The 24,426-nt window shown below is 64.8% G+C and carries 29 protein-coding genes and 1 tRNA gene; 14 read left to right on the plus strand and 16 right to left on the minus strand.

The genetic code is table 11. The annotated features are described in order from the left end of the window. Positions 1 to 22: 22 nt before the first annotated feature. Positions 23 to 535, minus strand: a complete 513-nt coding sequence (locus tag QQL28_RS02610; protein WP_284260697.1) for a MarR family winged helix-turn-helix transcriptional regulator — start codon at positions 533 to 535, stop codon at positions 23 to 25. Further along, positions 525 to 1,157, minus strand: coding sequence for a maleylacetoacetate isomerase (gene maiA / locus QQL28_RS02615; RefSeq protein ID WP_284260699.1), 633 nt, complete (start codon positions 1,155 to 1,157; stop codon positions 525 to 527). The genes QQL28_RS02610 and maiA overlap by 11 nt, the downstream gene beginning before the upstream one ends. Before the next feature lie 140 nt (positions 1,158 to 1,297). On the opposite strand from maiA, the gene gtdA reads away from it, so the two are divergent. Further along, positions 1,298 to 2,338 carry a gentisate 1,2-dioxygenase gene (gene gtdA / locus QQL28_RS02620; RefSeq protein WP_284260701.1) on the plus strand — a complete coding sequence of 347 codons (1,041 nt, stop codon included), beginning with the start codon at positions 1,298 to 1,300 and terminating at the stop codon, positions 2,336 to 2,338. A gap of 78 nt (positions 2,339 to 2,416) precedes the next feature. On the opposite strand, the gene QQL28_RS02625 is transcribed toward gtdA, so the two are convergent. From QQL28_RS02625 to QQL28_RS02640, 4 genes are all read right to left on the minus strand, one after another. After that, positions 2,417 to 3,238 carry an ABC transporter permease gene (locus QQL28_RS02625; RefSeq protein WP_284260702.1) on the minus strand — a complete coding sequence of 274 codons (822 nt, stop codon included), beginning with the start codon at positions 3,236 to 3,238 and terminating at the stop codon, positions 2,417 to 2,419. After that, positions 3,231 to 4,004 carry an ABC transporter ATP-binding protein gene (locus QQL28_RS02630; RefSeq protein ID WP_284260704.1) on the minus strand — a complete coding sequence of 258 codons (774 nt, stop codon included), beginning with the start codon at positions 4,002 to 4,004 and terminating at the stop codon, positions 3,231 to 3,233. The genes QQL28_RS02625 and QQL28_RS02630 overlap by 8 nt, the downstream gene beginning before the upstream one ends. Positions 4,005 to 4,138: 134 nt before the next feature. Beyond that, positions 4,139 to 5,143: an ABC transporter substrate-binding protein gene (locus QQL28_RS02635; protein WP_284260707.1), complete on the minus strand. Its 1,005-nt coding sequence runs from the start codon at positions 5,141 to 5,143 to the stop codon at positions 4,139 to 4,141. A gap of 33 nt (positions 5,144 to 5,176) precedes the next feature. After that, positions 5,177 to 6,541, minus strand: a complete 1,365-nt coding sequence (locus QQL28_RS02640) for an FAD-dependent oxidoreductase (RefSeq protein ID WP_284260709.1) — start codon at positions 6,539 to 6,541, stop codon at positions 5,177 to 5,179. Between the two features lie 159 nt (positions 6,542 to 6,700). Here QQL28_RS02640 and QQL28_RS02645 point away from each other — a divergent pair, with 159 nt between their 5' ends. Further along, positions 6,701 to 6,955, plus strand: a complete 255-nt coding sequence (locus QQL28_RS02645; RefSeq protein ID WP_284260711.1) for a hypothetical protein — start codon at positions 6,701 to 6,703, stop codon at positions 6,953 to 6,955. 15 nt (positions 6,956 to 6,970) lie between these two features. Here QQL28_RS02645 and QQL28_RS02650 read toward each other — a convergent pair whose 3' ends face one another. Next, positions 6,971 to 7,774 carry an enoyl-CoA hydratase-related protein gene (locus QQL28_RS02650; protein ID WP_284260713.1) on the minus strand — a complete coding sequence of 268 codons (804 nt, stop codon included), beginning with the start codon at positions 7,772 to 7,774 and terminating at the stop codon, positions 6,971 to 6,973. A gap of 171 nt (positions 7,775 to 7,945) precedes the next feature. Between QQL28_RS02650 and QQL28_RS02655 the strand changes: the two genes are divergently transcribed. Next, positions 7,946 to 8,920, plus strand: coding sequence for a ketopantoate reductase family protein (locus QQL28_RS02655; protein WP_284260715.1), 975 nt, complete (start codon positions 7,946 to 7,948; stop codon positions 8,918 to 8,920). 12 nt (positions 8,921 to 8,932) lie between these two features. On the opposite strand, the gene QQL28_RS02660 is transcribed toward QQL28_RS02655, so the two are convergent. Continuing rightward, positions 8,933 to 9,610 carry an alpha/beta hydrolase family protein gene (locus QQL28_RS02660; RefSeq protein WP_284260717.1) on the minus strand — a complete coding sequence of 226 codons (678 nt, stop codon included), beginning with the start codon at positions 9,608 to 9,610 and terminating at the stop codon, positions 8,933 to 8,935. A gap of 125 nt (positions 9,611 to 9,735) precedes the next feature. Between QQL28_RS02660 and QQL28_RS02665 the strand changes: the two genes are divergently transcribed. Continuing rightward, on the plus strand, positions 9,736 to 10,881 hold the full coding sequence (locus tag QQL28_RS02665) for an acyl-CoA dehydrogenase family protein (RefSeq protein ID WP_284260718.1): 1,146 nt from the start codon (positions 9,736 to 9,738) through the stop codon (positions 10,879 to 10,881). A gap of 150 nt (positions 10,882 to 11,031) precedes the next feature. On the opposite strand, the gene QQL28_RS02670 is transcribed toward QQL28_RS02665, so the two are convergent. Continuing rightward, a complete protein-coding gene (locus tag QQL28_RS02670; RefSeq protein ID WP_284260724.1) occupies positions 11,032 to 11,916 on the minus strand; it encodes a LysR family transcriptional regulator in 885 nt (294 codons plus the stop codon). A gap of 101 nt (positions 11,917 to 12,017) precedes the next feature. Between QQL28_RS02670 and QQL28_RS02675 the strand changes: the two genes are divergently transcribed. From QQL28_RS02675 to QQL28_RS02685, 3 genes are read left to right on the plus strand one after another with little or no spacing between them, the layout of a single operon-like run. Beyond that, positions 12,018 to 12,446 carry a DoxX family protein gene (locus QQL28_RS02675; RefSeq protein WP_284260727.1) on the plus strand — a complete coding sequence of 143 codons (429 nt, stop codon included), beginning with the start codon at positions 12,018 to 12,020 and terminating at the stop codon, positions 12,444 to 12,446. A gap of 23 nt (positions 12,447 to 12,469) precedes the next feature. Further along, a complete protein-coding gene (locus tag QQL28_RS02680) occupies positions 12,470 to 12,940 on the plus strand; it encodes a DsrE family protein (RefSeq protein ID WP_284260730.1) in 471 nt (156 codons plus the stop codon). Next, positions 12,933 to 13,550, plus strand: coding sequence for a TlpA disulfide reductase family protein (locus QQL28_RS02685; RefSeq protein WP_284260733.1), 618 nt, complete (start codon positions 12,933 to 12,935; stop codon positions 13,548 to 13,550). The genes QQL28_RS02680 and QQL28_RS02685 overlap by 8 nt, the downstream gene beginning before the upstream one ends. A 110-nt stretch (positions 13,551 to 13,660) precedes the next feature. On the opposite strand, the gene QQL28_RS02690 is transcribed toward QQL28_RS02685, so the two are convergent. After that, positions 13,661 to 14,641, minus strand: a complete 981-nt coding sequence (locus tag QQL28_RS02690) for a helix-turn-helix domain-containing protein (RefSeq protein WP_284260736.1) — start codon at positions 14,639 to 14,641, stop codon at positions 13,661 to 13,663. 162 nt (positions 14,642 to 14,803) lie between these two features. Here QQL28_RS02690 and QQL28_RS02695 point away from each other — a divergent pair, with 162 nt between their 5' ends. Beyond that, positions 14,804 to 15,529 carry an alpha/beta hydrolase gene (locus tag QQL28_RS02695; RefSeq protein WP_284260741.1) on the plus strand — a complete coding sequence of 242 codons (726 nt, stop codon included), beginning with the start codon at positions 14,804 to 14,806 and terminating at the stop codon, positions 15,527 to 15,529. A 195-nt stretch (positions 15,530 to 15,724) separates the two neighbouring features. Then, complete coding sequence (locus QQL28_RS02700) at positions 15,725 to 17,335, plus strand: ABC transporter substrate-binding protein (protein WP_284260743.1); 1,611 nt, start codon at positions 15,725 to 15,727, stop codon at positions 17,333 to 17,335. 126 nt (positions 17,336 to 17,461) lie between these two features. Here the strand turns inward: QQL28_RS02700 and QQL28_RS02705 are convergent, their stop codons facing one another. The 3 genes from QQL28_RS02705 to QQL28_RS02715 form a co-directional block, all read right to left on the minus strand. Further along, entirely contained in the window at positions 17,462 to 18,601 is a 1,140-nt protein-coding gene (locus QQL28_RS02705; protein ID WP_284260745.1) for an amidohydrolase/deacetylase family metallohydrolase, read from the minus strand. Between the two features lie 146 nt (positions 18,602 to 18,747). Then, a tRNA-Arg gene (locus tag QQL28_RS02710) sits at positions 18,748 to 18,824 on the minus strand. Between the two features lie 101 nt (positions 18,825 to 18,925). After that, positions 18,926 to 19,120 (minus strand): hypothetical protein, encoded by a 195-nt coding sequence (locus QQL28_RS02715; protein ID WP_284260748.1) that lies wholly within the window; start codon positions 19,118 to 19,120, stop codon positions 18,926 to 18,928. Between the two features lie 113 nt (positions 19,121 to 19,233). On the opposite strand from QQL28_RS02715, the gene QQL28_RS02720 reads away from it, so the two are divergent. Together QQL28_RS02720 and QQL28_RS02725 are read left to right on the plus strand one after the other, a co-directional pair. Continuing rightward, positions 19,234 to 19,587, plus strand: coding sequence for a VOC family protein (locus QQL28_RS02720; protein WP_284260750.1), 354 nt, complete (start codon positions 19,234 to 19,236; stop codon positions 19,585 to 19,587). Between the two features lie 123 nt (positions 19,588 to 19,710). Continuing rightward, complete coding sequence (locus QQL28_RS02725) at positions 19,711 to 20,004, plus strand: GYD domain-containing protein (protein ID WP_284260752.1); 294 nt, start codon at positions 19,711 to 19,713, stop codon at positions 20,002 to 20,004. A 41-nt stretch (positions 20,005 to 20,045) separates the two neighbouring features. On the opposite strand, the gene QQL28_RS02730 is transcribed toward QQL28_RS02725, so the two are convergent. After that, on the minus strand, positions 20,046 to 21,074 hold the full coding sequence (locus tag QQL28_RS02730) for an alpha/beta hydrolase (protein ID WP_284260753.1): 1,029 nt from the start codon (positions 21,072 to 21,074) through the stop codon (positions 20,046 to 20,048). Positions 21,075 to 21,272: 198 nt separating this feature from the next. On the opposite strand from QQL28_RS02730, the gene QQL28_RS02735 reads away from it, so the two are divergent. Next, complete coding sequence (locus QQL28_RS02735) at positions 21,273 to 21,896, plus strand: hypothetical protein (RefSeq protein WP_284260754.1); 624 nt, start codon at positions 21,273 to 21,275, stop codon at positions 21,894 to 21,896. 178 nt (positions 21,897 to 22,074) lie between these two features. Here QQL28_RS02735 and QQL28_RS02740 read toward each other — a convergent pair whose 3' ends face one another. Together QQL28_RS02740 and QQL28_RS02745 are read right to left on the minus strand one after the other, a co-directional pair. Then, the gene (locus QQL28_RS02740; protein WP_284260755.1) at positions 22,075 to 22,287 is read right to left on the minus strand and encodes a hypothetical protein; all 213 of its coding nucleotides are present in this window, start codon (positions 22,285 to 22,287) and stop codon (positions 22,075 to 22,077) included. Positions 22,288 to 22,313: 26 nt separating this feature from the next. After that, positions 22,314 to 23,321, minus strand: coding sequence for a 2-dehydropantoate 2-reductase (locus QQL28_RS02745; protein WP_284260757.1), 1,008 nt, complete (start codon positions 23,319 to 23,321; stop codon positions 22,314 to 22,316). Between the two features lie 175 nt (positions 23,322 to 23,496). On the opposite strand from QQL28_RS02745, the gene QQL28_RS02750 reads away from it, so the two are divergent. Together QQL28_RS02750 and QQL28_RS02755 are read left to right on the plus strand one after the other, a co-directional pair. Further along, positions 23,497 to 24,093 carry a YidB family protein gene (locus tag QQL28_RS02750; protein WP_284260759.1) on the plus strand — a complete coding sequence of 199 codons (597 nt, stop codon included), beginning with the start codon at positions 23,497 to 23,499 and terminating at the stop codon, positions 24,091 to 24,093. A gap of 31 nt (positions 24,094 to 24,124) precedes the next feature. Next, positions 24,125 to 24,397: a GlsB/YeaQ/YmgE family stress response membrane protein gene (locus QQL28_RS02755; protein ID WP_284260760.1), complete on the plus strand. Its 273-nt coding sequence runs from the start codon at positions 24,125 to 24,127 to the stop codon at positions 24,395 to 24,397. The last annotated feature ends 29 nt before the right edge of the window (positions 24,398 to 24,426 follow it).

The raw sequence follows: 24,426 nt of genomic DNA on the forward strand, positions 1-24,426 counted from the left end.
GGCGCATGCAGCGCCTCACACCTTACCCCGCCTTGCCCAGATGCTCCAGCGCGTCCTCGGCGCGTAGCGGGACGCGGGAGGCTTCGTTGTTGAGATCGACGAGCTGCACGAGCAGCGTCATCAGCGTCTTGCGCTCAGTGGGCTTGAGCGGCTCCAGCATGCGCGCCTGCGCGCGCTCGACCGCGGGGATGATGTCCTTGAGGATCGCGGCACCTTGCCTCGTCAGATAGAGCAGCTTGATCCGCTTGTCCTCGGGCGCCGGCTTACGCTCGATATAGTCCTTGGCCAGGAGCCGCTCGATGACGCTGCCGAGGGTCGAGCGGTCGAAGGCGACCACCGCGGACAGCCGGGTCGCATCGATGCCGGGATGGGTGTGGATCGCAACCAGCGCCGCATATTGCACCGGCGTCAGGTCGAACGCCTTGCACTCCTCCATGAAGATCGAGACCGCGATCTGCTGCATGCGCCGGAACAGATAGCCCGGCGCAGCATAGACCGCGTCCATCGTGATGGGAGGAGCAGGCTTACTCGGCATCGGGCTGCTTCTCCGGTGCGGCGTTGGCGAAGGCCGGCAGCGCCCTTGCGGCGGCCTCCGCCGCGAGCAGACGCGGATAGGTCGAGACGTCGACGCCGAAGCGGCGGGCATTGCCAAGCTGCGGCACTAGGCAAAGATCGGCGAGCGTCGGCGCGTCGCCGAAACAGAACGGCCCCGGCTCGTCCTTCACCAGCGTCTCGCAAGCGCTCAGCCCCTCGCGATTGACCCAGGCGGCCCATTCCTGGACCTTCTCTTCCGCCATCCCAAGCTCACGCAGGCGCGCGAGCACTTTCAGATTCTGCACCGGGTGGGTGTCGCAGGCAATCGCGAGCGCAAACGCGCGCACCTTGGCGCGGCGCAAGCTGTCGTTCGGCAGCAGCGGCGGATTGGGGTGGGTCTCGTCCAGCCACTCGATGATGGCGACGGACTGGGTCAGGATAGCACCCGCATCGTTCTCCAGCGCCGGCACCAGGCCTTGCGGGTTGATGGCGAGATAGGCGGGCGCGCATTGCTCGCCCTTGCGCAAATGATGCGGCAGGTGCTCGGCACCCAGCCCCTTCAGGTTCAGGGCAATCCGCACCCGGTAGGCCGCGCTGGAGCGGAAATAGCCATGCAGCTTCATCGTAACCCTCCCTGTCTGTCATTCCGGGGCTCGCGAAGCGAGAGCCCGGAATGACGACGACCTTGTATGTCGTTCGTCAAGTTGACGCTACCTAGATTGTAAGTATACTGTCAATCGACAAAACGAATGGGAGGCGCGCCATGGAAGCCGTAGCGAAGACGCCGGAACGCGAGGCGTTTTACAGGAAGATCGACGGCGAAAACCTCACCGCTCTCTGGACGGTCATGAGCGATCTGATCACGCCGGAGCCAAGGAGCGCCTGCCGGCCGCATTTGTGGAAGTTCGACGTCATCCGCAACTACATGACCGAGGCGGGCAAGCTGATCACTGCCAAGGAAGCCGAGCGGCGGGTGCTGATCCTGGAAAATCCGGGCCTGCGCGGACAGTCGAAGATCACGACCTCGCTCTATGCCGGCGTGCAGATGGTGGTGCCCGGCGACGTCGCGCCCGCGCATCGTCACAGCCAGTCGGCGCTCCGCTTCGTGCTCGAGGGCAAGGGCGCCCACACCGCCGTCGACGGCGAGCGCACGGCGATGGAGCCCGGCGACTTCATCATCACGCCGTCGATGACCTGGCATGACCATTCCAACCAGACCGATGAGCCGATGTTCTGGCTCGACGGCCTCGACATCCCCCTGGTGCAGTTCTTCGACTGCTCGTTCGCGGAAGGCGCCAAGGAGGATCAGCAGAAGATCACCAAGCCCGCTGGGGACAGCTTTGCGCGCTACGGCCACAATCTGCTGCCGGTCGACGTGAAGCGGTCGTCGAAGACCTCGCCGATCTTCAGCTATCCCTATGCCTATACCCGCGAGGCGCTGGAGAAGGCCAGGACGCGCGAGGAATGGGACGCCTGCCACGGCTTGAAGCTGAAATTCAGCAACCCCGAGACCGGCGACTACGCGATGCCGACGATCGGCACATTTATCCAGCTCCTGCCGAGGGGCTTCAAGACCGCGCGCTATCGCTCTACCGACGCGACCGTGTTCTGCGCCATCGAGGGCAAGGGCCGCACCAGCATCGGCGACCAGACATTCGAATGGGGCCCGCGCGACCTGTTCGTGGCACCGAGCTGGCACTGGGTCACGCACGAGGCCGACACGGACGCCGTGCTGTTCAGCTTCTCCGACCGTCCGGTGCAGCAGAAGCTCGATTTGTTCCGCGAGGATCGCGGGAATGCGTGAGCAAAGCTGCGGCCGCACTTTCGGTGTCGTCCCGGCGTAGTGCGCAATTGCGCACGGGGGGCCGGGACGACATGGCGGCTAGCGCCAGTGCAACAGCCGCGTCTCCAGCCAGTTGATCACTCGGCCGACCGCAAGCCCGAACACCGACAGGATCACGACGCCCGCGAGCAGCTGATCCGTCTGCATGAGATTGCCGGCCTGGAGCACGAAGGCGCCGATGCCGAACTGGGCGCCGATCATCTCGGCGCTGACGACGAGCAGGAGCGCGACCGAGGCGGTGATGCGGAAGCCGGCGAGGATCGAGGGCAGCGCGCCGGGCCAGATCACCTTGCGCACGATGGTGGCGAACGGCACGTTGAAGCTCTGTGCCATGCGGATGAGGTTGCGCGGCACGGCATCGACGCCGCTATAGACCGAGATCGCGGTCGAGAAGAACACGCCCAAAGCAATCGTTGCGATCTTCGGCTCTTCGCCGATGCCAAGCCAGAGGATGAGCAACGGCAGCAGCGCGATCTTCGGGATCGGGAACAGCGCGGAGATGAAGGTGATGCCGACGCTGCGCGCGAGCCGCGACAGGCCGATGGCAAAGCCGACGGCGACGCCGGCCGCGGTGCCGAGCAGCCAGCCGACGCCGATGCGCAAGAGCGAGGCGGAGATGTGCTGCCAGAGCGCGCCAGACGCGGCGAGCTCGTAGATCGCACGCGCGATCGCCGATGGCGGCGGCAGGAACAACGGATTGACGAGGCGCGCGCTGCCGGCGATCTGCCACAGTGCGATCACCAGCGCGAGCGCGACCCAGCCGCCAAAACGGCTAGACGCCGGCACGAAGCCCGCGCCGCGGAAACGGACCGGCCGCGTCGCCGTATCCTTCGTCGTCTCCGACACCGCGCGATCAAGCATGCTGAACCTCGCGCTCGGCATCGATCGCCTCGTTGCGGATCAGCGACCAGATCTGGTTTTGCAACGCGAGCAATTCTTCACGCGCGGCAGCCTCGCCCCGTTCGGCGCGCGTCATCGGCACCGTCACGACCTCGCGGATGCGACCGGGCCGCCGCGACAGCACGACGATGCGGTCGGCAAGCCGCGCCGCCTCTTCGAGATTGTGGGTGACATAGACCGCGCCCATGCCGCCGTCGGCGAGCAGGCCGACGAAATCCTCCATCAGGAGCTCGCGGGTTTGCGAATCCAGCGCTGAGAGCGGCTCGTCCATCAAGAGGATCGCGGGCCTCACCGCAAGTGCGCGCGAAATGCCGACGCGCTGGCGCATGCCGCCGGAGAGCTGCTTTGGATAGGTCGAGCGAAAATCAGTGAGGCCGGTGCGGCGCAGGGCATCATCGACCTGCGCGCGGCGCTGCGCGGACGAGAGCTGCGTGTGCAGCAGCGCGAATTCGACGTTCTCCTCGACAGTCGCCCAGGGCAACAGCGCAAAGTCCTGGAACACGAAGGTCAGGGGATTGAGACTGTCCGAAGGCGGCGCGCCACGCAGCTCGGCCGCGCCCGATGACGGCAGCAGCAGGCCGCCGAGGATCGACAAGAGCGTGCTCTTGCCGCAGCCCGACGGCCCGACGATCGCCACCACCTCGCCCGCGCTGACGGTGAAGGAGACGTCGTCGAGCACAGCGAGCTCGCCGAAGCGGTGGGTGATGTGGTTGGCGATCAGGTCCATGTGGTGTCGTCCGTCCTCAACTCCGTCGTTCCGGGATGGTCCGAAGGACCAGACCTCAGATGCGCAATTGCGCATCGGGGAACCTCGAGATTCCGGGTCCGATGCTTCGCATCGCCCCGGAATGACGACAAAAATCAATCCGCCTTCACGTAGTCCTTCGCAATGATCGCGTCGGCGTCAAAGCCCTTGTCGGCAAAACCCTGCTCTTGCAGCCATTTGATCTGGTTGTCGACGTTCTTCACGTCCAGCTTGCCGTCGGGATCGATATAGGCGCAATTGCCGACCACCTGCTCGACCGGCAGGTTGGTGTACTTGGCGATGATCTCGAGCAGCGGCCTGGTCTTGTCGTTGATCGGCACGGTGCCGTCCTTCATCGCAGCGAGGATGACGTCGTGATATTCGCGATCGGCTTTTGCCAGCGCGCCGAGCAGCTTCGTCACGAGCGCCTTGTTGGCGAGCGTCTTGGGTGAAGCGAACACCGCGCCGAGCTGCCAGGGCGTCTCGTCGCCGACCCAGCCCAAAAATTTCGCGCCACCTTCATCCACCAGCTTTCGCGCGGTCGAGATCGGAAGCAGCGCGGCGTCGACGGTCTCGCCCTTCAGCGCAGCCGATGCATTCGACAGCGATTGCAGCGGCACGATCTTCACGTCCGACAGCTTGAAGCCGTATTTGTCGGCGAGCAGGCCGAGCGAATAGTGAAAGGATGATCCGACCTGCGTCATCGCCACACGCTTGCCGGCGAGATCCTTCGGCGTCTTCAATCCGGCCGCATAGGCATTGTTGCTGGCGAAATAGCCGATCAGGGGATAGCCGGCCTTCTCGCGGCTCATGCCGCCGATCACCTTCAGCGTGCCCTTGCCGGCGAGATTGTAGAGACCGGCGGTGAAGGCTGTGATGCCGAAATCGACGTCGCCCGAGGTGGTGGCGACCGCGATCGGCTGCGCCGCATCGAAGAACTTCAGCTCGATCTCGAGGCCGGCGTCGCGGAAATAGCCCTTGTCCTGCGCGATGAAGACCGGCGCGGATGACGAGAGCCTGAGCACGCCAATCTTGGCCTTCAGTGGCTCCTCGGCCTGCGCCGTTCCCATCGTCGTCAGCGCCAACAGACCCGCACCTGCGAACCGCGCAACCCAACCCATCCGGCTTCCTCCGTCGTTTCTTTACAAGGCCCTTTACATCCCCTCGGGCACGGTCTGGTCCCGCCCGATGAAGGCGCCCTGTTGTTTCAACGTTTCCTGCAATTTTTCAACCGGGATGTCACGCGGGATCTGGTTGCCCGACAGCGCCAGCACTGCTGCGGAACCGGCGGCCTCCCCCATCACGAAGCAGGCCCCGGAGACGCGTGCCGCCGATTGGCCCTCATGGGTCATGGAGGCGCAGCGGCCGGCGACCAGCAGATTGTCTACGCCCTCTGGCACCAGCATGCGATACGGCAATTCGTTGTAGCCGCGCGATTCCGGGATCGGCGGGAAGGTGAAGACGACGTCGCCCGGCACATGGGCCTCGATCGGCCAGCCATTGACGCCGATGGAGTCCTCGAATGAGGCGCAAGAGAGTACATCCTCGCCGCTGAGCTGATAGCCGCCTATGATACGGCGGGTCTCGCGGATGCCGAGCTGCGGCGGCAGGTCGACGATGTAGGATCTTTCAAAACCCGGTACGGTGCGGAGGAATTCGAAGGCGGCGAGCGCCTGGCGACGGCCGTCGATCTCGCCGCGGGTGAGATCATCAGGCTCGATGCCGTTGACGGCGTGGCCGTCCTCGCGCGCTACCTGCGTGAAGTTCACCCGCCATTCGATGCCGTGGCGCTGCGGCCGCACGATCGCGCTTTTTCGAGGGAAGCTGTGCGTGCCGGCAGCGAGCGCCTTTTCCATCAATTGCGGAATGGTGCGCCAGGCTTCGCCCGCCTTCTCGGGATCGATGCCGTTGAGACGGAACATCATCGACGGATACAGCGGATGGCCGTGCTCATCGCCGATCTCGAAAGGCGCACCGGCCCTGACCGCGAGATCGCCGTCGCCGGAGCAATCGATGAAGATCTCGCTGCGCACCGCCTGCCGTCCGGCCTTGGTCTCGACCATCAGCGCGTCGATGCGGCGCGCGTCGCCCATTACGACCCCGGCGCCGAGCGCGTGAAAGAGAATGTCGACCTTGTGGCTCGCGAGGAGATCGTCGGCCGCGATCTTGTAGGCCGCGGTGTCATAGGCCTGCGCAAAAACCTTGCCGAGGATCAGATGCGGCTTGTTGAGGCCGTCGAGCCGGTCGATCCGCGCGAGCAGTTCCGAGGCCATGCCCTGCACCAGCCGATGGTGCTTGCCATGGACATTGCCGTGCAGGCCGCAAAAATTGGTGACGCCGGCAGCAGTGCCCATGCCACCCAGGAAACCGTAGCGCTCGATCAGGAGCGTTCGCCGCCCTGCCCGCGCGGCCGAGGCCGCCGCGACGATGCCGGCCGGGCCGCCGCCGAGCACGACCACTTCATATTCGCCGTAGAGCGGCACCTGGCGCGCAGGTTCTTCGATCATCGTGGCCCGCATAGCGCATCCATCACCAAGTTCATCATCTTGGCCGCGACTATGAATTAACGCACGCTGCCGTACAATTCATCAAAATGGCGATCAGCTTTCTCGAATCGAGATTGGTGTTGCATGGATGTCTCGAACCTGAGAGAACCGAGGCCCTCGGAACCTACGCTCTTGAAGAATCTGCTGTCCATCTTGATCGTCTGCCTGGTTTCCACCGCGCCCGCCGCGGCAGTGGAGCAGAACTGCCGCTTCATCCAGGCCAAGGCCGACCGCGAGGCCTGCTACAAGCGACAGGAGGAGGAGCTTGCGGCAAAGCGCAAGCCCGAGCCGCCACGCGAGAGCACCACACTGGAATCGCTCAAGCAGATGCGGCAGGACGACGATGCGGTCTACCGCAGCATGAGCGGCATCTGCCGCGGCTGCTAAGCTGCGACTGCGCGCTTAAGCCTCGCCGCTTCCCCACTTCGCCACGCGCTTCTCGGCAAAGGACGCCAGCCCTTCGGCCGCTTCCGCGCTCTGGCGCTTCAGCGAATGCAGATGGACGAGGCGCGCATAGGCGGCGTCATCGACGCTCATGCCGCCGAACGAGCTTTCCAGCGCGAGCCGCTTGGTCTCGGCCATCGCCTCCGGCCCGTTGGCGAGCAACTGCTCGACGACCCTCGCGCCGGCGGCCTCAAGCTCGGCGAGCGGCACGACATCATGAACGAGGCCGATGCGGCGCGCCTCTTCGGCGCCAAAACGCTCGCCGGTCAGCGCGTAGCGGCGGACCTGACGGACGCCGATGGCATCGCAGAGCTGCGGGATGATGATTGCGGCCGTGAGGCCCCAGCGCACCTCGGTGATCGAGAACAGCGCGTTGTCGGCCGCGATCACGACGTCGCAGGCCGCGATCACGCCGGTGCCGCCGCCGAAGCAGCCGCCCTGCACGAGGGCCACCGTCGGGATCGGTAGCGTATTCAGCCGCTGCACGGCCTCGAAGGTCGCGCGCGAGGCCGCCTCGTTTTCTCCGGGCGACTGCGGACGTATGCTGTTGATCCATTTGAGGTCGGCGCCGGCCTGAAAATGCTTGCCGTTGCCCCTGAGCACCACGACACGCAAATTGGGTTTTTTGCCCAACTCATCCAGCGCCGCGAGCACGCCTGATATCAGCGCACCGTCATAGGCATTGTTGACCTCGGGTCGATTGAGCGTGACGGTCGCGACCCCGCGCTCGTCAAGGGTCCACAGGACAGGGCTGGCCGGCATGGGCGATCCTCTCGGCATTATTCTCTGTCAGGCCACGCACTATGACCGCGGCCGCGCCCGTTGATCCATCACTTTCCGCGGGGAGACGGTCGCGCCCATCGCATGGCGGCTTGTGCCATGCTGCTCACCGGCGCGAACCAAAAGATCAATCCTGGACGGGGCAATCACATCATGCGCATTTGCATTTTCGGCGCGGGCGCCGTCGGCAGCCATCTCGCGGTGCGGCTCGCACGCGCCGGCCATGAGGTCTCCTGCGTGATGCGCGGGCCGCATCTGGAGGCCGTGCGCGCCAATGGCCTCAAGCTGCGCGTCGGCGAGGCGGAAGTTTGTGCCAAAGTCCGCGCCTCCGGCGACCCGGCCCAGCTCGGGCCGCAGGACGTCGTGATCTCTACGCTGAAGGCAACCGGCCTGCCGGGCCTCGTCTCCGGCATCGCGCCGTTGCTCGGCGAGAACACCGCAATCGTGTTCGCCCAAAACGGTATTCCCTGGTGGTACAATATTGGTCTGCCGCCGCGGCACCCTGCCCCGCCCGACCTCGCCTTCCTCGATCCCGGCGCGCGCCTGCGCAAGGCGATTGCCAAGGAGCGCATCGTCGGCGGCGTCGTGTTCTCCTCCAACGAGGTGGTCGAGCCCGGCGTGGTGGAAAATCTCTCGCCGGACCGTAACCGGCTGCTGGTTGGCGAATGCGACGACCGCACCAGCGAGCGCATCAGCCAGCTCCGCGCGGCCCTGAACGAAGCCAAGCTAGATTCGCCGCCCATCTCCGACATCCGCGAGGCGATCTGGTCAAAGCTCCTGACCAACATGTCCCTGTCGGTGCTGTGCCTGCTCACGGGCCTGACCGCACGCGGGGTGCGCAACGACCCCGCCTTCACGGACGTCATTCCCCGCCTGCTCAATGAAGCCAACGAGATCGCGCTACATTACATCCCCGAGGTCAAGCGCGTGACGCGGAGCGGCCCGGCGCCCAACCACAAGCCGTCGCTGCTTCAGGACTACGAGCTCGGACGCGCCATGGAGATCGACGTGCTGGTGAAGGCGCCGTCCGCCTTTGCCCATGCCGCGGGTCTCTCGACACCGTCGCTCGACCTGATCGCCGCGCTCGCGATCCAGAAGGCGCGCGACAAGGGACTCTACTCGGGATAATGGCGCGAGCGCTCAGGCGCGTTCGTTGATCCACGCCGCGAGCGTATCGAGCACCTCTTGCATCGCCTCGTCATTGCTGCGGCCGGATTTGCGCAGGACCAGGAAGGAGTGATCGCCGCCAGCGACCTCATGCAGCTTGGCCTTGGAGCCGAGTTCCTCGATCACGGGCTTGAGGTAGTGGAGATCGGCGAGCCTGTCCCGCGTTCCCTGAAGGAACAGCATCGGGATCTCGATCCCGGATAGATGCGCCGCGCGCTCGACCGACGGCTTGTTGTCGGCATGCAAGGGAAAGCCGAGGAAAGCGAGCCCGCGCACGCCGGGCAGCGGCGCCTTGGACTGCGCCTGCGAGGTCATGCGCCCGCCGAACGATTTTCCGCCGGCAAAGAGGGGAAGAACGGGGCAGAGCCGCGCCGCCTCCTCGACCGCCGCCCGTACCGTGGCCTGCGCAATTGCCGGAGGGTCGGGCCGCCCCTGCTTCTTCTCCATATAGGGAAAGTTATAGCGCAGGGTCGCAATGCTCCGATCGGCAAGGCCCGCCGCAACGTGCTCCATGAACGAGTGCCGCATGTCGGCACCCGCGCCATGGGCGAGGACGTAGCAGGCGCGCGGCTTGTCCGGCATCGTCAGCAGCGCGGAGACGACGCCCACCCGCGCGATGTCGATCTTGAGCTCGGTCGTTCCAGCGGTCAAAGTCACGCACCCCGAAAGGCTCGAATCCGGTTGCCTTGGTAGCGTCACCGGCGCAGCCTGAAAACACAATAATTGCCGGCCCCCTCCGGCGTACCAAGACAGTCGCATCACCTACCGGAGTTTTCATGTCCTACCGCTCCTCCTGGATGACCGAAGAGCTCGAAATCTTCCGCGACCAGTTCCGGAAATTTTTGGCCAAGGATCTGGCGCCGCACGCCGAAAAATGGCGTTCACAGAAGATGGTCGACCGCGCCGCCTGGCGCGGCCTCGGCGAGATGGGCGCGCTGCTGCCCAGCGTGCCCGAAGCCTATGGCGGCATGGGCGCGACCTTTGCCTATGACGCCGCGGTGCTGGAGGATATCGAGAGCACGGTGCCGGAAGTGACGACCGGCGTCTCCGTGCACAGCACCATCGTCGCGCATTACATCCTCAACTACGGCTCGGAGGAGCAGAAGACGCGCTGGCTGCCGAAGATGGCGTCGGGCGAGATGGTCGGCGCCATCGCCATGACCGAGCCCGGCACCGGCTCGGACCTGCAAAGCGTCAAGACCACGGCGAAGAAACAGGGCAATTCCTACGTCATCAACGGCCAGAAGACCTTCATCACCAACGGTCAGGCCGCCGACCTCGTCATCGTCGTCGCGCGCACCGGCGAAGTCGGCGCCAAGGGCATCTCGCTGATCGTGGTCGAGACCGCGGGCGCGGAGGGCTATCGCCGCGGGCGCAACCTCGACAAGATCGGCCTGCACGCCTCCGATACTTCGGAACTCTTCTTCGACAATGTCGTGGTGCCGCCGGAAAACCTCCTCGGCAAGGAAGAGGGCCAGGGCTTCGTGCAGCTGATGCAGCAACTGCCGCAGGAACGATTGGCCCTCGCGGTCAGCGCCGTCGCCTCGATGGAGCGCGCGGTCAAGCTCACCACAGACTACACCAAGGAACGCACCGCCTTCGGCAAGCCGCTCATGGAATTCCAGAACACCGCGTTCAAGCTCGCCGAGCGCAAGACCGAGGCGATGATCGCCCGCGTCTTCGTCGACTGGTGCGTCGAGCGCCTGATCGCCGGGGATCTCGACACCGTCACCGCCTCGATGGCGAAATACTGGTGCTCGGAAAAGCAGGTCGAGACATCAGACGAATGCCTCCAGCTGTTCGGCGGCTACGGCTACATGCAGGAATACCCGATCTCGCGCATCTTCATCGATTCCCGCATCCAGAAGATCTATGGCGGCACCAACGAGATCATGAAGCTGTTGATCGCGAGATCGCTGTAGTCCTTACAAGCCCCTCATGGTGAGGAGCGCGGAACGCGCGTCTCGAACCGTGAGGCCTCGCTGTGGCCTACATCCTTCGAGACGCCCGCTCCTCGCGGGCTCCTCAGGATGAGGGGTGGGACGCGCGTATGATGCAATAGGGCCAACCTGCTATCGCATCCGCTTGTCGGCCGCGACGAAATCGATGAACGTCCGCACCTTGGCGGAGAGATATTTGCGGCTCGGATAGACCGCGAACAGCTTTCCGACAAAGATGATCTGGTCGGGCATGACGTGCTCGAGACGTCCAGCGGCGATGTCGTCGGTGACCAGCCATTTCGGCAGGAAGGCGAAGCCCATGCCTTCGAGCGCTGCCATGTGAAGCAGCGTTTCGTTGCCGCTGCGCAGAACCGGATTCAGCTTGACGGTCTCGGTGCCGCGCTCGCCTGTGAAGGAGAAGCTCTCGCCCGGATAAAGCGCGTAGTGCAGCAGGGCCTGGCCGGAGAGATCGGCCAGCTTCGTCGGGCGACCAGCGCTTTTGAGAAAGGCAGGAGCTGCCACCATGTAGAACGGGACGCCGGTGATGGGACGCGCGATCAGGGCTTCGTCGGGCGCGCCCGTCGCGCGCAAGGCGAGGTCGAATCCCTCCTCGACCAGGTTGACCAGCCGCCCGCTGAGATCGACGTCGAGACGCACCTCGGGATAGCGGGCCTGGTACTCCGCCAGCACGCGCGCGAACATTGCATTCGCCATCCACACCGGCGCGGTCAGCCGCAGCACGCCGCGCGGAACGACGGTCGCCTTGCTGACGGCGGCTTCGACCTCGTCGAGCGAATCGAGCATCTGGCGCGCCTGCTCGAAATAGAGCGTGCCGCTCTCGCTGAGGCTCACGCGCCGGCTGGTCCGGTTGAGCAGCCGGGTGCCCAGCCGCTTCTCGAGCTGCATCACATGCTTGCTCGCCATGGCGGGCGAAATGCGCAGCCGATCCGCCGCAGCCGCAAAGCTCTTCAGCTCGGCGACCAGGCAAAACACCCTCATGCTGACCAGGGAATCCATGAGATCATCAACATCCAGGAAAGGAACCTATCCCGGAACACATAATGATCAAAAATGGAGAAACTATCAAATGGTGGCAACCCACTCGTCGGAGAACCGCCATGTCGACCACAGCTCTCGAAACCGCCACGCCCGGCCGCGCCCTTCGCATCGGCCTCTGGATCGCCCAGATCCTGATCTGCTTCGTCTTCACCTCGGCCGGGCTGGTCAAGCTGCTCACGCCGATTCCGCAGCTTGCGGCGATGATGCCCTGGACCGGCGAGCATTCCGAAGCCTTCGTGCGCGTCATTGGGCTGATCGATCTCGCCGGCGGCATCGGCATTCTCATGCCGGCGCTGACGCGCATCCTGCCGCGACTGACGGTGCTGGCCGCCCTCGGCTGCACCGTGTTGCAGGTCATCGCGATCGGCTTCCACGTCTCGCGCGGCGAGGCTGCGGTCACGCCGCTCAACTTGGTCCTGCTCGCGCTCGCCCTCTTCGTGCTGTGGGGACGCGGCCGCAACGCGCCGATCGCACCGCGTCAGTTCTGACGCGCAGGGCCGCGGCGACAGCCATGACGGTGCTTTCCAACGGACTATCGCGCAGGGGATTACTGGCCGGCGCCTCGGTCTTCACCGCGGCCGGCTCCCACGCGGGAGCAGCCAAGGAGGATCGCCTCGTCGACGGCGTGGTGATCCTCATCGACAGCAACGAGCCTTATGTCATGGGACATGCCATCAGCTATTCGGCCAATCTCGCCAGGCACTTTGCCGAGCGAGGCGCGAAGCTCACGATCGAGGTCGTCGCCAACGGCAAGGGCATCGAGGTGTTTCGGGCGGACAAGACAGCGCTCGCCGAGCCGCTCGCCACATTGCGGCAATCGCTGCCGAACCTCGCCTACAGCATGTGCGCATCCTCCAAGGCGATCGCGGAGGCCAAGGAGCAGATCACGATTCCGCTGATATCGGGCGCGACGCTGGTGCCGTTCGGCATCGGGCGCGTGGTCGACCTCCAGCTCAGGGGCTGGGCCTATATCCATGCCTGATGCGCCTCGTGCCAACCGGACCGGACTGACGCGGCGCGCGATGCTCTTGGCAGCGCCCGCGCTTGGATTGGCTGGCCTGCATCCTGGTCGCGCGGCCAGCGAAGAGTCAGTTTGGCCGCCGGTGTTTGCAACCGGGCGCAGCCAGTTCACCGTGGTACGGCCTCGCCTGCCGATGCCGCCGCTTCGGTTACGGGATTTGCGCGGCAAGGACGTCGTGCTGACGGCAAAGCCTGGGCGCGTGACCCTCGTCAATTTCTGGGCGACCTGGTGCGCGGCCTGCCGCCTCGATCTGCCGGTCATGGCAAGCCTCGCGCGGTCGCGGAGCGATGGCCTCGACGTCTATGCGATCTGCACCGACACTGGGGATCTCGGTAAGATCACGCGCTACCTCGGCGGCCTCGACACGCAAAATCTCCGCTCCTACGTCGATGCCTATGGCGCCGCCGTGGCGGCGAACGATCCGACGGATGCAGCCTTCAGGCTGATCGGCATGCCCATCACCTATCTCATCGGCACAAGCAATCGCATCGAGGGCTACATCACGGGCGCCGCCGATTGGCTGTCGCCACCGGGCGCAGCACTCCTGCAATTCTATCGCGAGCAGGCCTAAAGCATGATCCGGAAAAGTGCGAAGCGGTTTTCCGAAAAGATCATGCTCAAACCACAACCTAAAGCGCGATGACGATTCATCCTAATCTCATCGCGCTTTAGCGCGCGACCTTACCGGCTGCGCCAGTCGCGCGGCCGGCAACCAAAACGCTGCTTGAAGCGCCGCGTGAAGTGGGAGAGGTCCGAAAAGCCCCAGTCGAAAGCGATGGCGCCGATCTCGCGACCTGCCATGGCCTGATCCGTCAGATCCGCCGCGGCGCCGTCGAGGCGGCGCTCCATGATGTAGTCGGAAAACGTCGTGCCGAAACGCTCGAACAGCTTGTGCACGTAGCGCTCGCTGATACCAACGGCGCCCGCCACCGCCGCGACCGTCAAGCCCGGCTCGCGCAACCGTTCGTGAACGGCACGACGCAGCGCCAGCACGGTGGCATCCGCAAAGCTTGCGGCTTCCGACGTCTGTGCGCGCGAGCGGCGCGACAGGCTCAGCGCCACGAGGTCGAGCAGCACGCCGAACAGGCGGATGCTGTCCTCCTCAGTCATCCGCAAGGCGCCGGCGTTGAGCGAGCGCGCCGTCTCGACGATGAGATGGCCGACATGGGGATCATCGGAGACCCGCTCGACCTCGAAATCAAAACCAGGCGGCAGCCGGTCGCGCAGTTCGCGCGACGGCACCCAGAAGGACGCGACCTCCAGCGTCGGGCCACGATCATGCAGCAGCCTCACCTCGCGGTCGCTGTCGCAGATGCCGACCTGGCCGCGCGACAGGCTGACGTCGCGATTGCCCTGCACCATGCGGCAGCGGCCGGCGAGCTTGAAGTTGAGATAGAAGCAGCTCTCGCTCGACGCCGCGATATCGCTGCGCGAGCGATGCACGATATGCTCCGGAAACACCACGCGGTTGACCGCGCCGGCGCCGAACCTGATCGTCTCCACCTTCGCCGGAAAACGCGCCGTCATCGCCGATTCCGGCGTCAGGTTCATGAACGCCTGGCAGATCGCTTCACGGTAGTAGGAAAACTGCTCCGTGGGGCGTGCCTCCGCAGTATTCCAGACGAAGTGCCGCGGCCGGCTTGCGGGATTGACCTGCTCCATCAGTTCGCTCCGAGACCAATCCGGTTCAGCGCCAGCCAAGCGGACCGATCCGCGGCCGGCGCAATATGGCTGCAACAAAGACAACGACCGACGTTCAGTTGGCAGGGTCCCCGGCCGGCGATTGCCGCGCCGATCTAACCATCCTTGCGGAGGAGCTACAATATGTCGACCTACGTCCTCGTCCACGGCGCCTGGCACACCGGAGCCGAGCTCGAGCCCGTCGCCGCCGCCATTCGCGCCGCCGGCCACACCGTTCATACGCCCACGATCAGGGGCAACCGGCCCGGCGACACCAAGACCACGGGGCTCGAGGAAGCAATCCAGTCGATCGCCGATTATCTCGCGGAGAACAATCTGAAGGACGTGATCCTGCTCGGCCACTCCTATGGCGGCATGGTCATCACGGGGGTCGCCGACCTCGTGCCGGAGCGAATCCGCCGGCTGGTCTATTGGAATGCCTTCGTCCCCAACAACGGCGAGTCGCTCAACGACATGGTGCCGCCACACTATCTCGGCCTGTTCGAGGCGATCGCCGCCGAGCGCGGCGACGGCTCGGTGGTGCTGCCATTCCCGATCTGGCGCGAGGCGTTCATCAATGACGCGGATCTCGAGCTGGCCCAGCGTGCCTACGACATCCTCAATCCGCACCCGCTCAAGACCTTCAGCGACAAGATCGCGCTGAAGACCAACCCGGCCGAGATGCAACTGGCGAAGTCCTACATCAACTGCACCGAGGATACCGCGCTGCCGCATGGCTATCCCTGGCATCCGCGGCTGTCGGAGAAGCTCGGGTTGTTCCGCCTGGTTCAGGTGCCGGGCAGCCACGAATTGTGCTTCTCCGATCCGGCCCGGCTGGCACGTGCGATCATGGAGGCGGGGCGGGACTGACGCGCGTCCGTCAAAAGCGCGACGACTCTCCGCATTTGCTCGCGCCGCCGGCTTCGGCGGCACGGCCCTTGGTCGCAATCGAATTCAGATCGGTGGAAGCAACCCTCCTTGTCAGGTGTGGCTCCCCGCCATACGCTGCCCGCCATCGGCAGCTGCCATCTGGTTTCGTTTTGCGTCAGGTCGGGAGAATAGCGAATGGTTCACGTCTCGCGCCGGAAACTGTTCCAGCTTGCGGCTGTTGCGCTATCGGCACTTCCCGTTGCATGGACGTCGCTTGCATCTGCCGCGAGTGGAAAGAAGATCCTGACGGCCGTGATGCAGTCCGACCTTCGCGTCACCGATCCCGGCTTCACGACGGCCATCATCACCCGCGACCATGGCTACATGGTCTACGATACGCTGCTCGGCATCGACTCCAGCTTCAAGGTGAAGCCGCAGATGGCCGACTGGAAGGTCTCCGACGACAAGCTGACCTACACCTTCACCCTGCGCGACGGCCTGAAGTGGCATGACGGAGCGCCGGTGACGGCGGAGGACTGCGTCGCTTCGCTGAAGCGCTGGGGCGCGAGCGTCGACGGCATGGCGCGCAAGCTGATGGACTTCACGGCGAGCATCGAAGCCGCGGACGCCAAGACGATCGTCCTCAAGCTGAAGGAGCCCTATGGCCTCGTGCTGGAGACGATCGCCAAGCCATCGTCGATCGTGGCCTTCATGATGCCCAAGCGGCTTGCCGAGACTCCGATCAGCAAGCAGATTCCGGAGCAGATCGGCTCCGGCCCGTTCAAGTTCGTGGCCGCCGAATTCCAGCCCGGCGTGAAAGCCATTTACGAAAAGAACACCGACTACGTGCCGCGCAATGAGCCGGCCGAATGGACCTCGGGCGGCAAGGTGGTCAAGGTCGACCGTGTCGAGTGGCTGACGATGCCGGACGCGCAGACCGCGCTCAACGCGCTGCAATCCGGCGATGTCGATTTCGTCGAGACGCCGCCGTTCGACCTGCTGCCAGTGCTCGAGTCCAATCCAGACATCAACATCGCGATCCTGAACAAATTCGGCTTCCAATCGTTCGGCCGGATGAACTTCCTGCACCCGCCGTTCGACAATGTGAAGATCCGTCGCGCTGCGCTGCTCGCAATCAACCAGAAGGACGTGCTCGACGCCCAGATCGGCAATCCCAAATACTACAAGCTCTGCGGCGCATTCTTCATCTGCGATACGCCGCTGGCCAGCGACGCCGGCGGCGAGACCCTTGTCAAGGGCAACGGCATGGCGGACGCCAAGAAGGCCTTGGCCGAATCCGGGTATGACGGCACGCCCGTCGTGATCCTGGCGCCCGGCGACCAGATCCTTCTGAAAGCGCAGCCGATCGTGGCCGCACAGCTCCTGCGCGAAGCCGGCTTCAAGGTCGATCTTCAGGCGATGGACTGGCAGACGGTGGTGACCCGCCGCGCCAACCAGAAATCCCCGAAGGAAGGCGGCTGGAACATGTTCTTCACCTACCAGGGAGCCGCAGATTCGATGAACCCGCTGGTCAACGGCGCGATGGTCGGCAAGGGCAAGGAGGGCGGCTGGTTCGGCTGGTCCGAGGACCCCAAGCTCGAGGCGCTGCGCGACGCCTTTGCCCGCGCCACCTCACCGGAAGAGCAGAAGAAGATCGCCCTCGACGTGCAGCAGGAAGCCTACGACCAGGTGATCTACGTCCCGCTCGGCCAGTTCCAGGCGCCGAGCGCATGGCGCAAATCGCTCACCGGCGTGATCGACGGCCCGGCGACGCCGATGTTCTGGAACGTGGATAAGAATGAGTGAGCTGCGCTCCCGGCGTGGGGAGAGGCTCGACCACACAATCAGTGTCGTCCCGGCGCAGGCCGGGACGACGACAAACTTTCGTCTCCCCATAGGCTGGGATAAGCGAATACGGCGAGGTCGAGATCGCTACTTCGGATGCCACCAGCGGCCGCCGATGACGACGCCTTCGGACGCGATCTTCTGGTTGCCGATCAGGTGCTCGCCGACGACGTCGACATAGTCGAACTGCCCTTCCCGAACCGTGATCAGCGTGGCGTCGCCGACGCTGCCGGGCTTGAGGCTGCCGAGCTCGGGGCGGCGCAGCGCCATCGCGGCGTTGACGGTCGAGGCCGCGACCACGTCGGACAGCGACATCCCCATGCACAAGAACTTCGACATGGTCGTCACCTGGTCGAAGGCCGGGCCGTCGATGCAGAGCAAGTGAATGTCGGAGGAGATGGTATCCGGATAGAAGCCGTTCGCCAGCATCGCGCGCGCGGTCTTGAAGGCGAACGAGCCCTTGCCGTGGCCGATGTCAAAGATCACGCCGCGCTCGCGCGCTTCCAGCACGACCTTCTTGACCGTGCCTTGTGCGGTGGCCGGCGTATTCGGGAACGGCCGGAAGGCGTGGGTCAGCACGTCGCCGGGACGCAACCGCGCGAGCACCTCTTCATAGCTCGGCGGCGGATGGTCGATATGCGCCATCAGGGGCATTCCGACCTCTTCGGCCACTTCGAGCGCGATATCGAGCGGCACGATGCCGGAGGTGCCCGAGGCATGCAGGCCGACGCGCACCTTGATGCCGACGATGAGATCGCGGTTGGCGTCCGCCACCTTGGCCGCATCGATGGGGTTCATCAGCCGCAGCTCCTCGCTCTCGCCGACCATCACCTTGTGCGAGAAGCCGAAGATGCCGGCATGCGAGACGTGCAAATAGGCGAGGATGCGAACCTGGCTCGGCTCGATCACATGCTTGCGGAAGCCGGCGAAATTGCCGGGGCCGGCGCTGCCGGTGTCGACCGCGGTGGTCACGCCGGAGAGACGGCAAAATTCCTCGGCATCGATGCCGAGCGAGGTGCCGCCCCAATAGACATGGGTGTGCAAATCGATCAGGCCGGGCGTCACGATGTAACGTGAAACGTCGCGCACCTCCGTGCCCGGATCCGCCTTGAGGGAGCTTCCGATCGCCGCGACCTTGCCGCCCGCAAACGCGACATCCGTCACGGCATCGAGCTTCTGCGAGGGGTCGATCACCCGCCCGCCGCGCAGGATCAAGTCGAAAGGCATCATTGTCTCCGGATATGGCAGTGAGGCGTGGCTGGCGCGTCAGCCAAGCCAGGAAGGAAGTACGTTCCTTCTAGCAACTTTTGCGCCGACGGACCTGGCGAATGGCGGCGAGGCCCATTGAGCGGCCTGAGACATAGGTGACAAAATGGCGATCCCGGGATGACTCGAACATCCGACCTACGGTTTAGGAAACCGCCGCTCTATCCGGCTGAGCTACGGGACCGCGGAACCTGCAGAGGATGCAGGCACTTGGGGTCTCCATAGCAGAGCAGGTCGCAAATCGCCAGCGTTGCGATGCGGCGAAAGGCCGACATTACGGCAGCCTCAATCGTGCTCCTCGAGCTGGGCCGACGTGCCGTGAACCGGGCAGTTTGCGTCGGGAGCGACCAGCATCCCGGACGGCTCCAGCTCGTCCGTCTTGGAGTCATGGGAAATCACCCGGCACGTGCAGCCGAGCTCGATCGCCTCCGCCGTTCCGGGTCTCGGCAACGCGCCATCCGGCGTCGCAGCTCTTCGCATCGAGACCTCCCGCCTGTTGGATGTCCGCATCTCTCCCAAGCGCAACATTGACCATCGTCAATCGTTTCATCAGGGCTCTAATATCGCCGGGTCCAATCCATGGGGAGCGCACCATGATCGAGAGCATCAGCGCCATCACGCTCGCCACCCACGACATGGCGCGTGCCGTCGGCTTCTACCGTTCGCTGGGCTTTGAGGTTCTGTACGGCGGCGAAGCCGAGGCGTTCACGAGCTTCCGCGCCGGTCCCGGCTATCTCAACCTGATCGCCCAGCCCGCGGACAAGCATTGGTCCTGGTGGGGCCGCGTCATCTTCTACGTCGCCGACGTCGATGCCATCCATCAGCGCGCGCTCGCGGCCGGATGGCAGCCCTCGACCCCGCCCCGCGATGCCGAATGGGGCGAGCGCTACTTCCATCTCACCGATCCCGACGGCCACGAGCTCAGCTTTGCGCGGCCGCTCTCCTGACCGGATAAGTCACGTCCGCTGACGTTCCCCAACGGGCAAGTGCATCGTTACAGCTGCTGTGGCAAGCTCGGCGCGGTTTCCTCATGCGAGAATTGTATCAGGCTTTAACCAGGGAGGACGACCATGGCGGCCTATGTCGTGCTGGGAAACTTCACTGATCAGGGAATCCGCAACGTCAAGGACTCGCCGAAGCGCGCCGACGCTTTCAGGGAAATGGCCAAAACATTCGGCGTGACCGTGAAAGAGCTCGTGTGGACGCAGGGACGATATGACTTTGTGACGGTTCTGGACGCTCCAGATGAGCCGGCCGTGATGTCACTCAGTCTCAGTCTCGGCGCACTCGGCAATGTCCGTACCGAGACGCTGCGCGCGTATTCGGCGGCGGATATGACGAAAATCGTCGGCAAAATGCTCTGACGCAAAAGCGCTCTGACACTTGGGGCCCGCGTGGGCGCAGCTCACCGCTCCGCGGTGCAGCCCGGCAGATCGAACAGGGCTGCGAGCCCGCATTTCGAGGTCAGCATCTTGTCGCCGTCGTGGCCGACGCCGGTAACGTCGAACAGCTTGTGATTGGGCGTGCCATGGTCGCGTTTGGCCATCGCTTCCACATAGGCGTGGCCGCGGGCGTAGCGATAGGGTCCTTGCGCACGCGCCATGCAGCTCTTGTCCAGCGCCGAATGCTCGGGGTTGGTGTCGAGCGTGCCGAGCAGGTAGATCACCTCGCGCTCGACATAGCGCTGTTCGAGCGCTGCCGGCGCCGCGTCCGCAAGATAAGGCGGGCGCCCTTCCATGCCGTATTTCCAGTTGTTGAAATCGGGGCAGGAGGCCGCGATCGCCGGCTCGGGCCGCTCGGTGCTGAAATACGCATAGGATGACGGATTGGCGACGACGTAGCGCACCTCGATGTGCTGCCGCGCCAGAGTCGCCTCGCCCCTGCCCGCGATGGCATAACGCTGCGCGACCTGGCCGCCGCCGGAATGACCGGCCACCACGACCTGCTTGAGGTTCGGAAAGATGCGACGGTCGCCGAGCTTGGCGAGGATCGCATCGAGCGCCTCGAACGAGGAGGCCGGGTTCGGCGCGAGCGCGGCCTCGCCGCCCTCCCATCCCTCCAGCGACCAGCGCAGCGTCTCGTCGGGCAGCTTGTACGCGTCGACGTCGATCTGCGCCAGAAACTGCGGAACGATCATGATGGTGGCCCGGCCCTCGTCGCCGGCCGCCGCCTGCGCCGTCCGCGCCGACTTGTAATAGACATCCGCGTTGCGCAGGCGCCCGTGCAGCACGATGACGGCACGGGTGATCGCCGGCAGCGGTAGGGCCCAATCGCTGGAGAGATAAAGCGGCAAGAGACCCTGGTCGCCGACCGCAAGACGGGCATCGGCGACCGCCTTCACCGGCGCGCGGTTGGGTGCGTCCTCATCGGCAGCGTCAGCGTGATACGACAGCAGCGCCAACGCAATCGTTGCCACATATGTCCGCCATCTCATTGCCAAAAATCCTCCCACGCGCGGCTTTGCAACTCTATGCGCATCGCGTGCCATGCCGCTGTGACCTGCCGGCCACGTCAAGCAAAAAATGTCAGCAATGCAGCCATGAAAATGTCGGGTTCCCCGGGTGACAAGTGGCTGGAAACAGGCGAAAATTCGGCTGATTCAGTTGAGTTCCACAAAGATTGTATCTGTTGAATGTCGTTCGTGATCGCATCGCGTAGCGCCGGGTTGTTGCTTGGCATTATGACAGGACTAGTCCTGCTGACGCCGCCGCATGCGCATGCGCAATGGTGGAAGCGCACACCGGTTGATTTCGAGGAATGCGCCGATCGGGCCGAGAAATACGCAACCAGGCAGGAGAAGACGGCCGCGCTCGCCGAGTGCAACGCCAAGTTCGCCGGCCGCCGCAAGATGGGTGGCGGCTACACCTATTACGACTTCCTCCAGGATCGAAGCTTCGACATCGCAGGTCCCAATCCGACGCCGGAGGAACAGAAGAAGATCGACGAATCCTACGCCGCCTATCTCGCCACTCAGCGACGCGCCAATCTGGCTGCCGAAGCCGCCGCCAAACAGCAGCAACAGCAGCAACAGCAGGAGCAAGTCCACCAGGTCGCACTGCGCACCGAGACCGAGCGCGTGCCGGTTCCGGTCGAGCGGCCGAAGCAGCAGGCCGCGACAGGCGATGCCCGCGCGCGTGCGAAGGGATGCACCAAGGGCTCGTTCTCCTGCGAATGGCCGCGGCTGTCGGAGAGCTTGAACGAACTGAAGAAGCTGTTCAGCCCGACGCCGAACAAGGCGAAGAAGGGCTCAGGGTGAACTGCTGCTCCTGCGAGTTGGTTGGACCCCCTCCAGCTCTCAGCCGTCATCGCCCGCGAAAGCGGGCGATCCAGTATTCCAGAGACAGTAGTCGTGTGCGGAGAAGCCGCGGCGTACTAGATTCCCCGCTTTTGCGGGGGGAGTGCGTAGCCCCGACACCGTGCTACAGCGTCGCGCATCAGTTCGTATGCTTCTTCCTTGAATGCTTGTGCGTGGTCGCCGGTGGACCAGCGGGCGCAACTGTCGTCGTGCCGCTCGGCGCCGATCGGCTTTCCTGCAATCGCCTGTCATAGCCGGGCGATGGGGTGACGGTGGGCGGCCGGGCCAGCGCAAGATCGGATGCGCCGCAGAGCGCGACGACCGCAATCCCAATCATCAAGCCAGGCTTCATCGGCGCTCCTCCGGTCGGACCAGTGCTCACGCACCGCCGCGGATCTGCTGCGGCGTCAGGCGCGGCGGGCCGTTGCCCGCGCTTTCAGCCGCCCTGATCAGCGCAGCAATGCGGCGGCACAGCGGCACGTCCACCCCATGCTGGTCCGCCAACGAGATGATCGCCCCCTGCAGATAGTCGATCTCGGTCTTGCGTCCCTGCTTCAGATCCTGCCACATCGAGGAGCGCGCCTCGGGATCGATCTTCATGGTCCGCCCCAGGATCACGTTGAAGATCATGTCGGGCAGCCGCAGCAGCGTCGGCGTCCAGCGCGGCGGAATCGGCGTTGCCGACACCGGGTTGATGCCCGCTGCCGTCATCGCCGCGAGCCCCTCGGCCATCTGGTCCGCAAACAGTCTTCGCCAGTCCCGGCTCGCAAGCTGGGCGGCGAGCGGCATATCGGACAACGCGCTCAGCGCATTGTTCAGGTTGATGATCAGCTTGCCCCATTGCACGCCGGTGATGTCCGGGCTCGCGCGCATGCTGAGGCCCGGCACCGACAGCGTCGCAGCCGTATCGGCCGCATCCTTCTCGACATGAATGTCGCCGGAGGTCGAGCGGTGGAAGCGCCCCTCGCCCATCGCGATCACGTTGAACGGCACCATGCCGGCGAGCACGCGCCGCCCGGGCAGCTTGTCGCGCAGGATCCCCACATTGCCGACGCCGTTCTGCAAGGAGACGATGACGGCATCCTCCGGCGCGTGCCGGGCGATCAGCTCGGCGACCTCAGTCGTGTCGGCGCTCTTCACCGTCACCAGAACGACGCCGACACTGTGAAAAATTGAGGCATCTTCCGACAGCGCGAGCTGGCCTGCGGCGAGCCGCCGCTCTGATCCGCCGAAATCGGTCAGCCTGAGGCCGAACCGTTCGATTTCGGTCTTCACCCGCGGCCGCACCAGGAGTGCGACGCGGCGGCCGGCGTCAGCGAGCATGCCGCCGACGAAGCATCCGATGGCCCCCGCGCCCGCAACGGCGATCGGTCGATCCGTCACCACCCGCTCTGCTCCTCGAAAAGCCCTATCACATTCGACAGCGTCTTTGACCAGAGCATCGATAGCAAAGGCCGCGCCGCTTGCCCATCGGACCCTGCGGTTGCGGCGCGACCGCCTTGTAACCGTCATGAGAGCCCCATATGTTTTTGCCGCGGGGCATGTTCAGCGGGAGAGCACCATGGGTCTACTCGACGTCCTCAACGGCATGCAGAACGGCCCGCGCGGCCCGAGCACGCCAAGCTCACAGGAATCCTCCGGCGGCATGTCGCCGATGACGATGGCAATCCTCGGCTTGCTCGCCTGGAAGGCGTTCAAGCATTTGACGGCAGGTCAACCCGATGCGGCGCCACAGCAGCGGTCTCCATTGCCGCCTCCGACGCAAGCGAATGCGGGCGGCGCAGTTCTTCCCGGCGGGCCCGGTGGTAGCGGCGGGCTCAGTGATGTGCTCAAGGGCGGCCTCGGTGGCCTGCTCGCGGGCGGCGCGGCCGGCAGCGTGCTCAGCGGCGGGCTCGGTGACCTCCTCAACCAGCTCCAGCAAGGCGGCCATGGCGAAACTGCGGATTCCTGGGTCGGCAAAGGTCAGAACAAGCCGATCGCACCGGGCGACCTCGCCAATGCGCTCGGCGCGGATCAAATCCAGAGTCTTTCAGCCCAGAGCGGCCTGTCGCGCGACGAACTCCTGTCCGGTCTCAGCCAGTACCTGCCGCAGGTGGTCGATCACCTGACGCCGGACGGACGGCTGCCGACAGAGAACGAGGTATCGGACCGGATCTGATTTCACGCGAGAAGCGAAGGGGAGCACGGACATGAGCATGGGCGGCCTGTTGTGGATCATCATCGTCGGCTTCGTCGCCGGCCTCATTGCGCGCTGGCTGGCGCCGGGACCGAAAAACCCGAACGGCTTCATCCTCACCACCATCCTCGGCATTGCCGGCGCATTTCTCGCGACCTTCGTCGGCCAGGCCATCGGCCATTACGGCGCGGACCAGGGCGCAGGTTTCATCACCGCCACCATCGGCGCGGTGGTGGTGCTGTTCATCTGGCACCGGCTGGTCGCGAGCGGGGTGATCAAGGGTTGACGGCATTGGCCGTCTCTTCCGTCGTTGCG

Source organism: Bradyrhizobium iriomotense (genome assembly GCF_030160715.1).
GTDB classification, from domain to species: domain Bacteria; phylum Pseudomonadota; class Alphaproteobacteria; order Rhizobiales; family Xanthobacteraceae; genus Bradyrhizobium; species Bradyrhizobium iriomotense.

Bases quoted from the DNA above. Each gene is read 5' to 3' on its own strand.
- QQL28_RS02610 (WP_284260697.1), bottom strand. From the start codon at position 535: ATGCCGAGTAAGCCTGCTCCTCCCATCACGATGGACGCGGTCTATGCT.
- maiA (WP_284260699.1), bottom strand. From the start codon at position 1,157: ATGAAGCTGCATGGCTATTTCCGCTCCAGCGCGGCCTACCGGGTGCGG.
- gtdA (WP_284260701.1), top strand. From the start codon at position 1,298: ATGGAAGCCGTAGCGAAGACGCCGGAACGCGAGGCGTTTTACAGGAAG.
- QQL28_RS02625 (WP_284260702.1), bottom strand. From the start codon at position 3,238: ATGCTTGATCGCGCGGTGTCGGAGACGACGAAGGATACGGCGACGCGG.
- QQL28_RS02630 (WP_284260704.1), bottom strand. From the start codon at position 4,004: ATGGACCTGATCGCCAACCACATCACCCACCGCTTCGGCGAGCTCGCT.
- QQL28_RS02635 (WP_284260707.1), bottom strand. From the start codon at position 5,143: ATGGGTTGGGTTGCGCGGTTCGCAGGTGCGGGTCTGTTGGCGCTGACG.
- QQL28_RS02640 (WP_284260709.1), bottom strand. From the start codon at position 6,541: ATGCGGGCCACGATGATCGAAGAACCTGCGCGCCAGGTGCCGCTCTAC.
- QQL28_RS02650 (WP_284260713.1), bottom strand. From the start codon at position 7,774: ATGCCGGCCAGCCCTGTCCTGTGGACCCTTGACGAGCGCGGGGTCGCG.
- QQL28_RS02655 (WP_284260715.1), top strand. From the start codon at position 7,946: ATGCGCATTTGCATTTTCGGCGCGGGCGCCGTCGGCAGCCATCTCGCG.
- QQL28_RS02665 (WP_284260718.1), top strand. From the start codon at position 9,736: ATGTCCTACCGCTCCTCCTGGATGACCGAAGAGCTCGAAATCTTCCGC.
- QQL28_RS02670 (WP_284260724.1), bottom strand. From the start codon at position 11,916: ATGGATTCCCTGGTCAGCATGAGGGTGTTTTGCCTGGTCGCCGAGCTG.
- QQL28_RS02675 (WP_284260727.1), top strand. From the start codon at position 12,018: ATGTCGACCACAGCTCTCGAAACCGCCACGCCCGGCCGCGCCCTTCGC.
- QQL28_RS02680 (WP_284260730.1), top strand. From the start codon at position 12,470: ATGACGGTGCTTTCCAACGGACTATCGCGCAGGGGATTACTGGCCGGC.
- QQL28_RS02685 (WP_284260733.1), top strand. From the start codon at position 12,933: ATGCCTGATGCGCCTCGTGCCAACCGGACCGGACTGACGCGGCGCGCG.
- QQL28_RS02690 (WP_284260736.1), bottom strand. From the start codon at position 14,641: ATGGAGCAGGTCAATCCCGCAAGCCGGCCGCGGCACTTCGTCTGGAAT.
- QQL28_RS02695 (WP_284260741.1), top strand. From the start codon at position 14,804: ATGTCGACCTACGTCCTCGTCCACGGCGCCTGGCACACCGGAGCCGAG.
- QQL28_RS02700 (WP_284260743.1), top strand. From the start codon at position 15,725: ATGGTTCACGTCTCGCGCCGGAAACTGTTCCAGCTTGCGGCTGTTGCG.
- QQL28_RS02705 (WP_284260745.1), bottom strand. From the start codon at position 18,601: ATGCCTTTCGACTTGATCCTGCGCGGCGGGCGGGTGATCGACCCCTCG.
- QQL28_RS02715 (WP_284260748.1), bottom strand. From the start codon at position 19,120: ATGCGAAGAGCTGCGACGCCGGATGGCGCGTTGCCGAGACCCGGAACG.
- QQL28_RS02720 (WP_284260750.1), top strand. From the start codon at position 19,234: ATGATCGAGAGCATCAGCGCCATCACGCTCGCCACCCACGACATGGCG.
- QQL28_RS02725 (WP_284260752.1), top strand. From the start codon at position 19,711: ATGGCGGCCTATGTCGTGCTGGGAAACTTCACTGATCAGGGAATCCGC.
- QQL28_RS02730 (WP_284260753.1), bottom strand. From the start codon at position 21,074: ATGAGATGGCGGACATATGTGGCAACGATTGCGTTGGCGCTGCTGTCG.
- QQL28_RS02735 (WP_284260754.1), top strand. From the start codon at position 21,273: ATGTCGTTCGTGATCGCATCGCGTAGCGCCGGGTTGTTGCTTGGCATT.
- QQL28_RS02740 (WP_284260755.1), bottom strand. From the start codon at position 22,287: ATGAAGCCTGGCTTGATGATTGGGATTGCGGTCGTCGCGCTCTGCGGC.
- QQL28_RS02750 (WP_284260759.1), top strand. From the start codon at position 23,497: ATGGGTCTACTCGACGTCCTCAACGGCATGCAGAACGGCCCGCGCGGC.
- QQL28_RS02755 (WP_284260760.1), top strand. From the start codon at position 24,125: ATGAGCATGGGCGGCCTGTTGTGGATCATCATCGTCGGCTTCGTCGCC.